General features: G+C 60.6%; 11 protein-coding genes. 2 read left to right on the forward strand and 9 right to left on the reverse strand.

Features of this window, described 5'->3' with window-relative positions; translation table 11 throughout:
• The first annotated feature begins 21 nt into the window (after positions 1-21).
• Positions 22-2,376, forward strand: a complete 2,355-nt coding sequence (locus NDJ82_RS04035) for a penicillin acylase family protein (protein ID WP_250924977.1) — start codon at positions 22-24, stop codon at positions 2,374-2,376.
• Positions 2,377-2,391: 15 nt separating this feature from the next.
• Here the strand turns inward: NDJ82_RS04035 and NDJ82_RS04040 are convergent, their stop codons facing one another.
• Positions 2,392-3,402 (reverse strand): GlxA family transcriptional regulator, encoded by a 1,011-nt coding sequence (locus NDJ82_RS04040; RefSeq protein WP_250924978.1) that lies wholly within the window; start codon positions 3,400-3,402, stop codon positions 2,392-2,394.
• A gap of 240 nt (positions 3,403-3,642) precedes the next feature.
• On the opposite strand from NDJ82_RS04040, the gene NDJ82_RS04045 reads away from it, so the two are divergent.
• The gene (locus tag NDJ82_RS04045; protein WP_099585905.1) at positions 3,643-4,281 is read left to right on the forward strand and encodes an HD domain-containing protein; all 639 of its coding nucleotides are present in this window, start codon (positions 3,643-3,645) and stop codon (positions 4,279-4,281) included.
• Positions 4,282-4,402: 121 nt separating this feature from the next.
• Here the strand turns inward: NDJ82_RS04045 and NDJ82_RS04050 are convergent, their stop codons facing one another.
• From NDJ82_RS04050 to NDJ82_RS04085, 8 genes are all read right to left on the reverse strand, one after another.
• Complete coding sequence (locus NDJ82_RS04050; RefSeq protein WP_250924979.1) at positions 4,403-5,287, reverse strand: ABC transporter permease subunit; 885 nt, start codon at positions 5,285-5,287, stop codon at positions 4,403-4,405.
• The gene (locus tag NDJ82_RS04055) at positions 5,284-6,204 is read right to left on the reverse strand and encodes an ABC transporter permease subunit (RefSeq protein WP_099585907.1); all 921 of its coding nucleotides are present in this window, start codon (positions 6,202-6,204) and stop codon (positions 5,284-5,286) included. The genes NDJ82_RS04050 and NDJ82_RS04055 overlap by 4 nt, the downstream gene beginning before the upstream one ends.
• The gene (locus tag NDJ82_RS04060; RefSeq protein ID WP_003195240.1) at positions 6,201-7,343 is read right to left on the reverse strand and encodes an ABC transporter ATP-binding protein; all 1,143 of its coding nucleotides are present in this window, start codon (positions 7,341-7,343) and stop codon (positions 6,201-6,203) included. Before NDJ82_RS04060 ends, NDJ82_RS04055 begins: the two co-directional genes overlap by 4 nt.
• Before the next feature lie 67 nt (positions 7,344-7,410).
• Positions 7,411-8,505: a polyamine ABC transporter substrate-binding protein gene (locus NDJ82_RS04065; protein WP_099585908.1), complete on the reverse strand. Its 1,095-nt coding sequence runs from the start codon at positions 8,503-8,505 to the stop codon at positions 7,411-7,413.
• A gap of 148 nt (positions 8,506-8,653) precedes the next feature.
• On the reverse strand, positions 8,654-9,748 hold the full coding sequence (locus NDJ82_RS04070) for a polyamine ABC transporter substrate-binding protein (protein WP_099586239.1): 1,095 nt from the start codon (positions 9,746-9,748) through the stop codon (positions 8,654-8,656).
• 83 nt (positions 9,749-9,831) lie between these two features.
• Positions 9,832-11,196, reverse strand: a complete 1,365-nt coding sequence (locus NDJ82_RS04075; protein WP_099585909.1) for an aspartate aminotransferase family protein — start codon at positions 11,194-11,196, stop codon at positions 9,832-9,834.
• 57 nt (positions 11,197-11,253) lie between these two features.
• Complete coding sequence (locus NDJ82_RS04080) at positions 11,254-12,612, reverse strand: glutamine synthetase family protein (RefSeq protein ID WP_099585910.1); 1,359 nt, start codon at positions 12,610-12,612, stop codon at positions 11,254-11,256.
• Between the two features lie 79 nt (positions 12,613-12,691).
• Entirely contained in the window at positions 12,692-12,931 is a 240-nt protein-coding gene (locus NDJ82_RS04085; protein ID WP_099585911.1) for a hypothetical protein, read from the reverse strand.
• Positions 12,932-12,962: the final 31 nt, after the last annotated feature.

A 12,962-nucleotide genomic window follows, 5' to 3' on the forward strand; every position in this document is an offset into this window, starting at 1 on the left:
CACTCCCGGTAAGGAAAGTCCATGAAGCGCGTCTTGCGGGTTCTCGCGGTTCTGATAGTGCTGATCGCCCTCGGCGGCGGCTGGTATGTGTACAGCAAGCAGCCCACCCGCCAGGGCACGGTCACGCTGACCGACCTGCAAGGCACGGTCACGGTGCGCTACGACGACCGTGGCGTGCCGCATATCCGTGCCGAGAACGAGACCGACCTGTATCGCGCCCTCGGCTATGTGCACGCCCAGGACCGGTTGTTCCAGATGGAGATCATGCGGCGTCTGTCCCGTGGCGAACTGGCCGAGGTGCTGGGCCCCAAGCTGCTGGAGACCGACAAACTGTTTCGCAGCCTGCGCATCCGTGAGCGAGCCTTGAGCTACGTGGAACAGATGGATCACGAGTCTGCCTCGTGGAAGGCCCTGCAAGCCTATCTGGACGGGATCAATCAGTATCAGGACAGCCACGCCAGCCCGATGGAGTTCGACGTGCTGGGGATCCCCAAGCGCCGGTTCACCGCCGAAGACACCATCAGCGTCGCCGGGTATATGGCCTACAGCTTTGCCGCCGCATTTCGTACCGAACCCTTGCTGACCTACGTCCGCGACCAATTGGGCGGCGAGTACCTGAAAGTCTTCGACCTCGACTGGCAACCCAAAGGCGCGCTCAACCTGGCCGCCAGCGATTGGCAAACCCTCGGCGCCATCGCGTCCTTGAGCGAGCAGGCCCTGGCCGACAACGGCCTGCCGCAGTTCGAAGGCAGCAACGCCTGGGCCATCAGCGGCAGCCGCACCAAGAGCGGCAAGCCGTTGCTGGCAGGTGACCCGCATATCCGCTTCTCGGTGCCATCGGTGTGGTATGAGGCGCACCTGTCCGCGCCTGGCTTTGAGCTGTATGGCTATCACAACGCGCTGGTGCCGGTGGCGTTCCTGGGGCACAACCTGGATTTTGGCTGGAGCCTGACCATGTTCCAGAACGACGACGTCGACCTGGTCGCCGAGAAGATCAACCCGGACAATCCCAACCAGGTCTGGTACCACGGCCAATGGGTCGACATGACCAGCAGCGAACAACAGATCGCGGTGAAAGGCCAGGCGCCGGTCACCCTCACCCTGCGCCAGTCGCCCCACGGGCCGATTATCAATGACGTGCTTGGCGAGAGCGCCGGCAAGACGCCCATCGCCCTGTGGTGGGCCTTCCTCGATACCCAGAACCCGATCCTCGACGGCTTTTACCAGCTCAACCGCGCCGACACCCTGGCCAAGGCCCGCGCGGCGGCGGCCAAGGTGTCGGCACCGGGGCTGAATATCGTGTGGGCCAATGCCAAGGGCGATATCGGCTGGTGGGCAGCGGCGCAGTTGCCGATCCGTCCGGCTGGCGTCAACCCTGGGTTCATCCTCGACGGCAGCACCGCCCAGGCAGACAAGCTGGGCTTCTATCCGTTCAGCGCCAACCCCCAGGAAGAAAACCCGGCTCGCGGTTATGTGGTGTCGGCCAATGCCCAGCCGGCATCGCCCACCGGCATGGAGATCCCCGGCTATTACAACCTGGCCGACCGTGGCCAACAGTTGAACGCGCAGTTGAGCGACAAGAGCGTGAAGTGGGATGTGAACAACAGCCAGGCCCTGCAATTGGGCACCACCACTGCCTTTGGCCCGCGCTTGCTGGCGCCGCTGTTGCCGGTGCTGCGTGAGGTGGTCAAGGACCCGGCACAGTTGAAGCTGGTGGAACAACTGGCCAGTTGGAAAGGTGACTACCCGCTCGACTCCACCAGCGCCACGCTGTTCAACCAACTTCTCTACAACCTCGCCGACGCGACCTTTCGCCCAAAACTCGGCGACGCCATGTTCAAGACCCTGCTCACCACACGGGTCGTCGACGCCGCCTTGCCACGCCTGGCCGCAGACCCGGCCTCGCCTTGGTGGGACGGCAAGCGCGCCGACACCGTCAAGCTCGCGTGGGATAACAGCCTCGTGCACCTGAAAGCCACCTTCGGCGATGACCCAACGCAATGGCAGTGGGGCAAGGCGCATACCCTGACCCACGGCCATCCGCTGGGCTCGCAGAAACCGCTGGACCTGATCGTCAACGTCGGCCCCTTCCCGGCGCCCGGCAGCCACGAAGTGCCGAACAACCAGTCGGCTGCCATCGGCCCGGCGCCGTGGCCGGTGACCTACGGCCCCTCGACCCGCCGCCTGATCGACTTTGCCGATGTGGCCCACGCCTTGACGATCAACCCGGTCGGGCAAAGCGGCGTGCCGTTTGACCGCCACTACAGCGACCAGGCGCAGACATATATCGAAGGCGGCTACGAGCAGGCGCACTTCAGTGATGAAGAAGTCACCGCCAACACCCGTGGCACCCTGAAACTGCTGCCCGCCCGATAGCAGCCGCAAACACGATCAAAACCGTGGGAGGGGGCTTGTCGAGTCGTCGCACCGCCCCGATAGCGATGGCGCCGCAAAGTTGAGCCTGAACTGTTGCGGCGTCACCCCCAACCGGCGGTTGAACACACTGCGCATGTGCTGGGCATCGCGAAAACCGCATTGGTAAGCCACGGTTTTCAGCGGTGCGTGAGTACTTTCAAGCAGCACCCGCGCCGCATCCACCCGCGCCCGCTCGACAAACTCCGCCGGCGTAACCTGCGCTTCACGGGCAAACACCCGAGAGAAATTGCGCGCGCTCATATGCGCGGCCTTGGCCAGGTCGGCGATGGTCAGATCCCCGGTCAAATTCGCCAATACATACAGCTGCACCAACGCTACGGCCGAGGTGGTTTCGGCATGGGGCGTAAGAAACGGGCTGAACTGCGACTGCCCGCCTGAGCGCTGGGTGAACACCACCAGGCGCTTGGCCACGCTCAAGGCCACCTGAGGGCCGTGGTCCTGAGACAGCAGGTACAACGACAAGTCGATGCCCGCCGTGACCCCGGCGGAGGTGTAGAGATTGCCGTCCTGTACGTAAAGGCGGTCGGCTTCGACCTGGGCCGAGGGGCACAGGCGCGCCAGGTCAGCGGCGTCGCCCCAATGGGTGGTGACGGTTTTGCCGTCCAGCAGACCGGCACGGGCCAGCATGAAAGCGCCGTTGCAGATTGAGCCGAAGCGCTGCGCACGGGCGGTAGCGCCGCGTAGCCACTCACTGAACGGCGGCCCGAAATCCTCGAACGGCAACTGCGGGCCGCCGGCAACCAGCAGCAGGTCGTAGGCTTGCAGGGCTTCGCTGTAATGCTTATGGGCCTGAAGTGACAAGCCATTGGAGGCTGCCATCGTGCCGTGGCCGACACCGATCACTTCCAGTTGGTAATGGTCGTCGGGCGCGAGGAAACGGTTGGCCTCGCAGAACACGTCCATGGGGCCGGTCACGTCCAGGGACTGGACGCCGGGGAAGATCAGGATGGCGACGGTTTTGTGCATGGGCAAACCTTTAATCTCGGGCTGACGCAAAACGCTGTGGGGCTGGCTTGCCTGCGATGCAGACGACTCGGTCCATCAGGTATACCGAGGTGATGCGATCGCAGGCAAGCCAGCTCCCACATTTGATCGCGTACACCCTTGGCACGATGTCGCGCCAGATTGGCCGGGATCGCACCCTCGTCACCCTGGCCGCTTCGTGGGCGCGCGACCAGACTGGATGCTTTCCAGAGGAGAGCCACCATGACCACTTCCATCGCCGGCATCAAGATCCCCGACAGCGCACTGGCCAAGGCCACTACCGAGTATATCCGCGACATCGAATCCGACCTGCTCTACCACCACTCGCGCCGGGTGTTTCTGTTCGGCGCGTTGAGCGGTGAGCGCAAGCAGTTGACCTACAACCCTGAGCTACTTTACGTCGGCGCGATGTTCCACGACCTCGGGCTGGTGGAAGGTCATCGCAGCGATAACGAGCGTTTCGAAGTGGACGGTGCCAATGCGGCCGCCGCCTTTCTAAAGCCTTATGGGCTGAGCGATGACGATATCGAACAGGTGTGGCTGTCCATTGCCCTGCACACCACGCCAGGTGTGCCGCAACATCTGCGCCCTACCGTGGCGCTGGTGACGGCCGGTGTGGAGATGGACGTGCTGGGCATGGATTACGCCGCGTTTACCAGCGTGCAGCGCGAAGCCGTGGTGCATGCGCATCCACGGGGTGAAGGGTTCAAGGAGTGCATCATCTGCGCCTTTGCCGACGGCTTGCGCCATCGCCCGCAGACCACGTTTGGCAACGTGAAGACCGATGTGCTGGTGGATCAGGAGCCGGGGTTCAAGCCGATGAATTTTGTGGAGGTGATTCGCACGTCGCCTTGGGCTTGAAATGCAATCAACTGTGGGAGGGGGCTTGCCCCCGATTGCTGACTGCCAGTCACTGCATCTGTTGACTGATACACCGCTATCGGGGGCAAGCCCCCTCCCACATTTTGTATTACACCAGGCTTTAGACCGGTGCAGGCGCCCGGCGCTTGTCCGGCTGTTTCCAGCCATCTTCTGCCGCTTCTTCGATGGCTTGCTGAATGGCTTTCTTGCGGTGTTCTTCGGCGCGACGGCTGAAGAACCACACCAGGAAGGTCACCAGCGACACCGCCAGTAAGATCAGGCTGGCCACGGCGTTGATCTCGGGTTTAACCCCAAGACGCACGGCCGAGAACACTTCCATCGGCAAGGTCGTCGAGCCCGGGCCCGACACGAAGCTGGCCAATACCAGGTCATCCAGCGACAGCGCAAACGACATCATGCCGCCCGCCGCCAGCGACGGCGCGATCATCGGGATGGTGATCAGGAAGAACACCTTCCACGGCCGCGCGCCGAGGTCCATGGCTGCCTCTTCGATCGAAAGGTCCAGCTCACGCAAGCGCGCCGACACCACCACCGCCACATACGCCGCACAGAACGTGGTGTGGGCGATCCAGATGGTGACGATGCCACGCTCCTGGGGCCAACCGATCATCTGCGCCATGGCCACGAACAGCAGCAACAGCGACAGACCCGTGATCACTTCCGGCATCACCAGAGGCGCCGTCACCAGGCCACCGAACAGCGTACGGCCCTTGAACTGGCTGATGCGCGTCAGCACAAACGCCGCCAACGTACCCAACGCCACTGCGGCAACCGCCGTGTAGCAGGCGATTTCCAGGGAGCGGGCCACCGACCCCATCAACTGGGTGTTGTCCAGCAGGCCCACGTACCACTTGATCGACCAACCGCCCCACACCGTCACCAGCTTGGATTCGTTGAACGAGTAGATCACCAGGATCAGCATTGGCAGGTAGATGAACAGCAACCCCGCCACCAGCATGAAGCTTGAGAAACTGACGCGCTTCATATCTTGCCCTCCAATTCTTTGGCTTGGCTGCGGTTAAACAGAATGATCGGCACGATCAGGATCGCCAGCATCACTACCGCCAGGGCAGACGCCACCGGCCAGTCACGGTTGTTGAAGAATTCTTGCCACAACACTTTACCGATCATCAGGGTTTCCGGGCCGCCCAGCAGTTCCGGAATCACGAACTCGCCCACCACCGGGATAAACACCAGCATGCAGCCCGCGATGATGCCGTTCTTTGACAGCGGCACGGTGATTTTCCAGAAGCTGTTGAAGGTGCTCGAACCCAGGTCCGACGCGGCCTCCAGCAGGCTCTGGTCATGCTTCACCAGGTTCGCGTACAGCGGCAGGATCATGAACGGCAGGTACGAATAGACCACGCCGATATACACCGCGATGTTGGTGTTGAGGATCTGCAGCGGTTCGTTGATCAGCCCCATGGACATCAGGAAGCCATTGAGCAGCCCGTTGTTGCTGAGGATGCCCATCCACGCATACACGCGGATCAGGATCGCAGTCCAGGTCGGCATCATGATCAGCAGCACCAGCACGGTCTGCATCTCTTTGCGCGCGGTGGCAATGGCGTAGGCCATCGGGTACCCGATCAGCAGGCACAGCAGCGTGCTGAAAAACGCCATCTTCAGCGAGCCCAGGTACGCGGCGATGTACAACTCGTCGCCCGCCAGCAAGCTGTAGTTGGCCAGGTTCAGCACCACTTGCAGCTTCTGCTCAACGTAGGTGTAGATCTCGGTGTACGGCGGGATCGCTACGTCGGCTTCGGCAAAACTGATTTTCAGCACGATAAAAAACGGCAGGGCGAAAAACAGGAACAGCCACAGGAACGGAATCCCGATGACCACCTGCTTGCCACTGGGGACGAGGCGGTTCAAGCGCCGCTTGAGCTTTTTTGTGTTCATGAGCGAAGTACCACGCCGCTGTCGTCTTCCCACCACACGTACACCTGATCACCCCAGGTCGGCCGCTGGCCACGGCGCTCGGCGTTGGCCACGAAGGACTGCACCAACTTGCCGCTCGGCAGCTCCACGTAGAACACCGAGTGGCCACCCAGGTAGGCGATGTCGTGCACCTTGCCGCTGGACCAGTTGTGCTCGCAGGTCGGCATTTCGGTGGTCACCAGCAGTTTTTCCGGGCGAATCGCGTAGGTCACCGACTTGTCTTCCACCGAGGTGGCGATGCCGTAGCCCACGTAGATGTCGCGGTCCAGGTCCGGGCACTTGAGCACCGCGTGGCCTTCGGCGTCGTCCACCACTTGGGTGTCGAAAATGTTGACGTTGCCGATGAACTCGCACACCAGACGGCTGGTAGGCGTTTCGTAGATGTCGATCGGGCTGCCGATCTGCGCGATCCAGCCCAGGTGCATGATCGCGATGCGTTCGGCCATGGTCATGGCCTCTTCCTGGTCGTGGGTCACCATCACGCAGGTCACGCCGACTCGCTCGATGATTTCGACCAGCTCAAGCTGCATCTGCGAACGCAATTTCTTGTCCAGCGCCCCCATGGGCTCATCGAGCAGCAGCAGTTTGGGGCGCTTGGCCAGGGAACGGGCCAGGGCCACACGCTGACGCTGGCCACCGGACAACTGGTGTGGCTTGCGCTTGGCGTACTGGCTCATCTGCACCAGCTTGAGCATCTCGGCCACGCGGGCGTCGACTTCGGCCTTGGGGATCTTGTCCTGTTGCAGGCCGAAAGCGATGTTCTGTGCCACCGTCATGTGTGGGAACAGGGCGTAGGACTGGAACATCATGTTGATCGGCCGCTCGTAGGGCGGCATGTCGGTGATGTCCACACCGTCGAGGTAGATGCGCCCTTCAGTCGGGCGCTCGAAACCTGCGAGCATGCGCAGCAAGGTGGACTTGCCCGAACCCGAACCGCCGAGCAGGGCGAAGATCTCGCCTTTCTTGATTTCCAGGGACACATCGTCCACGGCAATCGTCTCGTCGAACTTCTTCGTGACCCGGTCGATTTTGACCAGCACCTTCTTCGGTGTCTGGTCCCCTTCGAGGGCTTTCTTATAGGCGCCGGAGGCAACTGCCATTTACGAAACTCCCAGAAAAAAAGAGTGCAGAACGTCCAATACGGACGAACCTTGGATAGGTTGAGCCTTACTTGCCCGTCTTGACCTTGGTCCAACTACGGGTCATTAAACGTTGCACTTTCGGGGGTAGCTCGAAGTTGACGAATGTCCGATCGAGAACCGCCTGCGGTGGGTAAACCGCTTCGTCGGTGCGTATCGATTGCTTCATCAGTGTGTCCGCCCCTGGGTTAGGGTTGGCGTAACCGACGTAATCACTGACCTGGGCGATGACCTCAGGTTGCAGCAAATAGTTGATGTAGGCGTGGGCCTCTTTGACGTTGGCGGCGTCCTTGGGGATCGCCAGCACGTCAAACCACAGGTTGCCGCCTTCTTTCGGAATTGCGTAGGCGATGTTCACGCCTTTGCCAGCCTCAGCCGCACGGGCCTTGGCCTGGAACACATCACCGGAGAAACCGGCCGCCACGCAGATGTTGCCGTTGGCCAGGTCGGAGATGTATTTGGAGGAATGGAAGTAGGTCACGTAGGGCCGCACTTTGAGCAGCTTTTCTTCGGCCTTTTTGTAGTCGTCCGGGTTGGTGCTGTTGGGATCCAGGCCCATGTAGTTGAGCACCGCCGGCAGCATTTCATCTGCCGAATCCATGAAGGACACACCGCAAGTGGCCAGCTTCTTCATGTTTTCCGGCTCGAACAGCACGGCCCAGGAGTCGATCTTGTCGACGCCCAGCACTTCCTTCACTTTGTCGACGTTGTAACCGATGCCGTTGGTGCCCCACAGGTACGGCACGGCGTACTGATTGCCTGGGTCGTTCTTTTCCAGGCGCTTGAGCAACGCCGGATCAAGATTTGCGTAATTCGTCAGCAACGACTTGTCGAGTTTCTGGAACGCCCCGGCCTTGATCTGCTTGCCGAGGAAGTGGTTGGACGGCACGACCACGTCGTAGCCCGTACGCCCGGCCAGCAGCTTGCCTTCCAGGGTTTCGTTGGAATCAAACACGTCATACACGGGCTTGATGCCGGTGGCCTTTTCGAAGTTGGCCAGGGTGTCGGTACCGATGTAGTCCGACCAGTTATAAATATGCACCGTCGATGCGGCCTGCACGCTGACAGCCAGCGTGATACCTGCACCCACCAGCATGGCTTTGCGAAATAAAGAAATTGGCAAGTGGAGGTCCTCTTAAATAGTTGGGCCTGAAGTTGTTACCCGGCAACAAAACCGGCGCGCAACTTACCCTCGATAAACCGATCCGGCAAAACTTTTTGTCATTTAATGTGTGGGAGAGGGGCAAGCCCTCTCTCACAGGTGTTGAGGCTTACTTGCCGGACTTGATCTTGGTCCAGCTGCGCGTCATTTCACGCTGGGTTGCGGCTGGCAAGTCAGCAATGGCGTAGAGCTTGGCTTGCACATCGGCTGGCGGGTAGATGCCCGGGTCGCTGGTGATGTCCTTGTCGACCAATGCCGTGGCCTTCTCGTTACCGTTCGGGAAACGCACGCTGTCGGTGATCGAAGCCATGACTTCCGGCTTGAGCAGGTAGTTCATGAATTTGTAAGCGGCGTCGACGTTTTCGGCATCTTTAGGGATGGCGACCATGTCGAAGAAGCTGCCGGCGCCTTCTTTCGGAATGTCGTAGGCAACCTTGATCTTGCCACCGGCTTCAGCCGCGCGGGATTTTGCCTGCTGGATGTCACCCGAGTAACCCACGGCTACGCAGATGTTGCCGTTGGCGAGGTCCGAGATGTACTTGGAGGAGTGGAAGTAGCCAATCGATGGGCGGATCTTGAGGAACAGCGCTTCGGCTTGCTTGAGATCGTCTTTCTTCTGGCTGTCGGTCGGCAGGCCCAGGTAATGCAGTGCGATCGGCAGCATTTCGGTTGGCGAATCGAGGAAGCTCACGCCGCAGCTTTTGAGCTTGGCGATGTTCTCAGGCTTGAGCAGCACGTCCCACGAGTCGATCTTGTCCACGCCCAGTGCGGCCTTGACCTTCTCCGGGTTGTAGCCGATGCCGATCGAACCCCACATGTACGGGAAGGCGTGCTTGTTGTCCGGGTCGCTGACCGACACGGCTTTGAGCAGGGACTTGTTCAGGTTGCTGTAGTTGGACAGCTTGGACGTGTCCAGCTCTTGGTAGACACCGGCCTTGATCTGCTTGGCGAGGAAGTTGTTCGACGGCACGACGATGTCGTAACCGGACTTGCCCGCCAGCAACTTGGCTTCCAGGGTCTCGTTGCTGTCAAAAACGTCGTACACCACTTTGATGCCCGACTCTTTTTCGAAGTTGGCGATGGTGTCCGGTGCAATGTAGTCGGACCAGTTGTAGACGTGCAGCACTTTATCGTCTGCCTGGGCCGCGCCCGCCATTGCGCCCATCAGGGACAAGGCGAGGAGGGTCTTGCCAGCGTTCTTCAAACCTAATGCCTTCATTTGGTGATGCTCCAATTTTTTCTTTTGAGCCGCAGCCTGCGTTATCTGCCGCAGGCGGAGACTAGCACTTAGCCCTGCAATGCCGCCAAAGTCAGGTCCAGACACTTGCGCGCCTTGGTCACCAACTCGTCGATCTCGGCCTTGCTGATCACCAGCGGCGGCGAAATGATCATGGTGTCGCCCACGGCGCGCATGATCAGGCCGTTGTTGAAGCAGAAGTTGCGGCAAATCATGCCGACGCCCTTGCCTTCATAGCGCTTGCGAGTGGCCTTGTCCTGCACCAGTTCAATAGCGCCCAACAGACCCACACCGCGCACTTCGCCCACCAACGGGTGATCATTGAGCTCGCGCAGACGACGCTGCAAATAGGGTGCCGTTTCGCTGTTGACCTGCTCGATGATTTTTTCATCACGCAGGATGCGGATGTTTTCCAGGGCCACTGCGGCGGCCACCGGATGACCGGAATAGGTGAAACCGTGGTTGAAATCGCCGCCTTCGTTCAGCACCTCGACCACTTCGTCACGCACGATGAGGCCGCCCATAGGGATATAGCCCGAGGTCAGGCCTTTGGCGATGGTCATCATGTCTGGCTTGAGGTCGTAGAAGTCGCTACCAAACCACTCACCGGTACGGCCAAAACCGCAGATCACTTCGTCGGCCACGAACAGGATGTCGTACTTGGCGAGGATTTCCTTGATGCGCGGCCAGTAGGTGGCGGGCGGGACGATCACACCACCGGCACCCTGGATCGGTTCGGCAATAAAGGCACCGACGGTGTCCACGCCCAGTTCGAGGATCTTCTCTTCCAGCTGGTTGGCGGCCCAGATCCCGAATTCCTCAGGGCTCATGTCGCCGCCTTCGCCAAACCAGTACGGCTGGGCGATGTGGGTGATGCCCGGGATCGGCAAGTCGCCCTGTTCGTGCATATACGTCATGCCGCCAAGGCTGGCGCCAGCCACGGTTGAGCCGTGGTAGCCATTCTTGCGGCTGATGATGGTTTTCTTGTTCGGCTGGCCCTTGATCGCCCAGTAATGGCGGACCATGCGCAACATGGTGTCGTTGCCTTCGGAGCCGGACCCGGTGAAGAACACGTGGTTCATGCCGGCAGGCGCGATGTCGGAAATGGCCTTGGCCAGCTCCAGCACCGGCGGGTGAGCAGTCTGGAAGAACAGGTTGTAGTACGGCAGTTCTTTCATTTGTTTGGCGGCGGCGTCGGCCAGTTCATCGCGACCGTAACCGATCGCCACGCACCACAGGCCGGCCATGCCGTCGAGGATCTTGTTGCCTTCGCTGTCCCACAAATACACGCCGTGGGCTTTGGTGATGATCCGTGGGCCTTTCTCTTTCAATTGCTTGAAGTCGCTGAACGGCGCCAGGTGGTGATCGTTGCTCAAGGCTTGCCATTCACGGGTTTGCGGGTTGTTGCTGGACATACCAATCTCCTGAAATTTCAGTGAAGGGCGCACGGCGCGAGCCGCGCGCCCGGCGCATCAGACGGCGAAGAGCAGGAATTCCCGCTCCCACGAACTGATCACGCGCTTGAAGTTTTCATGCTCGGCCCGCTTGACCGCGACGTAGCCTGTGATGAATTTCTGACCCAGGTATTTCTCGATGGTCTTGCTGTTTTCCATGCGTTCCAGGGCGTCTTCAATGGTCAACGGCAAACGCAGGTTGCGCCGCTCGTAACCACGACCCACCACCGGCGCGCTCGGGTTATGGCCTTCAACCATGCCGATGTAGCCGCACAGCAGACTGGCGGCAATCGCCAGGTACGGGTTGGCGTCGGCGCCCGGCAGGCGGTTTTCCACACGACGGTTCTGCGGGCCGGCATCCGGTACGCGCAAGCCGACGGTGCGGTTTTCTTCGCCCCACTCCACGTTGACCGGCGCCGAGGTGTCGGGCAGGAAGCGGCGGAACGAGTTCACGTTAGGGGCAAACAGTGGCAGCAATTCGGGGATGAATTTCTGCAGGCCGCCAATGTGGTTGAGGAACAGCTGGCTCATGCTCCCGTCTTCATTGGAGAAGACGTTCTTGCCGGTGGCGATGTCGATGATGCTCTGGTGCAGGTGCATCGCGCTGCCGGGCTCGCCGGTCATCGGCTTGGCCATGAAGGTGGCCGCCACGTTGTGCTTGAGCGCGGCTTCGCGCATGGTGCGCTTGAACACCAGGATCTGGTCGGCCAGGGACAGCGCGTCGCCGTGACGGAAGTTGATTTCCATCTGCGCGGTGCCGTCTTCGTGGATCAGGGTGTCGAGGTCCAGCTCCTGCAGTTCGCACCAGTCGTAGACGTCTTCGAACAGTGGATCGAATTCGTTGGCCGCTTCTATAGAGAAGGATTGGCGACCGGTCTCGGGGCGCCCGGAACGACCGATCGGCGGTTGCAACGGGAAGTCCGGGTCTTCGCAGCGTTTGGTCAGGTAGAACTCCATCTCCGGCGCCACGATGGGCTGCCAGCCTTTGTCGGCGTAGAGCTGGAGGACTTTCTTGAGCACGTTGCGCGGCGACAGCTCGATCGGGTTGCCTTGCTTGTCGTAGGTGTCGTGGATCACCTGGGCGGTCGGCTCGATGGCCCACGGCACCAGGAACACCGCGTTCTGGTCGGGGCGGCAGATCATGTCGATATCGGCCGGGTCGAGCAATTCGTAATAGATGTCGTCTTCGACATAGTCGCCGGTCACGGTCTGCAACAGAACGCTCTCGGGCAGGCGCATGCCTTTTTCGGCGATGAACTTGTTGGTCGGCGAGATCTTGCCCCGGGTGATGCCGGTGAGGTCGCCAATCATGCATTCGACTTCTGTGATCTTGTGGTCTTTCAACCAATCGGTGAGCTGGTCGAGGTTGTTACTCATAAATGCCTCTGGGCTGGGTTTCCTGGCATCCATTAAAGGCCAGGCGTTGGTTGACGCAGCATCCGCGTCGTTTGTTCATTCAGGGTAGGAGCTTACCTGCCATTTGCTGCAGCGTTGCATTCCTCACGCCAAAGTCGTGCACAATCTTGATCGGTTCCTTGAAAAGGCGCCGGTCAGGGGCAGTTGAGGGGGCAAAGAAAAGGTCGGACGGGCCGTCAAGAATATTGGCCGGTGCCGGGGCATTCACGCGGGGCGAACGGACTGCGGACAACGCCTGGCAGAAGCAGGCATAGACGCCGAGTGGCGGCAGGTGAAACATGAAGCACCCCGGTATTATTGCTGTTATGGGT

It is taken from the genome of Pseudomonas sp. SR18, assembly GCF_023701505.1.
Taxonomy (GTDB): Bacteria; Pseudomonadota; Gammaproteobacteria; order Pseudomonadales; family Pseudomonadaceae; genus Aquipseudomonas; species Aquipseudomonas cyclaminis.

Excerpts from the sequence above, each read along its gene's own strand:
- NDJ82_RS04035 (WP_250924977.1), top strand. The coding sequence starts at position 22 with ATGAAGCGCGTCTTGCGGGTTCTCGCGGTTCTGATAGTGCTGATCGCC.
- NDJ82_RS04040 (WP_250924978.1), bottom strand. The coding sequence starts at position 3,402 with ATGCACAAAACCGTCGCCATCCTGATCTTCCCCGGCGTCCAGTCCCTG.
- NDJ82_RS04045 (WP_099585905.1), top strand. The coding sequence starts at position 3,643 with ATGACCACTTCCATCGCCGGCATCAAGATCCCCGACAGCGCACTGGCC.
- NDJ82_RS04050 (WP_250924979.1), bottom strand. The coding sequence starts at position 5,287 with ATGAAGCGCGTCAGTTTCTCAAGCTTCATGCTGGTGGCGGGGTTGCTG.
- NDJ82_RS04055 (WP_099585907.1), bottom strand. The coding sequence starts at position 6,204 with ATGAACACAAAAAAGCTCAAGCGGCGCTTGAACCGCCTCGTCCCCAGT.
- NDJ82_RS04060 (WP_003195240.1), bottom strand. The coding sequence starts at position 7,343 with ATGGCAGTTGCCTCCGGCGCCTATAAGAAAGCCCTCGAAGGGGACCAG.
- NDJ82_RS04075 (WP_099585909.1), bottom strand. The coding sequence starts at position 11,196 with ATGTCCAGCAACAACCCGCAAACCCGTGAATGGCAAGCCTTGAGCAAC.
- NDJ82_RS04080 (WP_099585910.1), bottom strand. The coding sequence starts at position 12,612 with ATGAGTAACAACCTCGACCAGCTCACCGATTGGTTGAAAGACCACAAG.
- NDJ82_RS04085 (WP_099585911.1), bottom strand. The coding sequence starts at position 12,931 with ATGTTTCACCTGCCGCCACTCGGCGTCTATGCCTGCTTCTGCCAGGCG.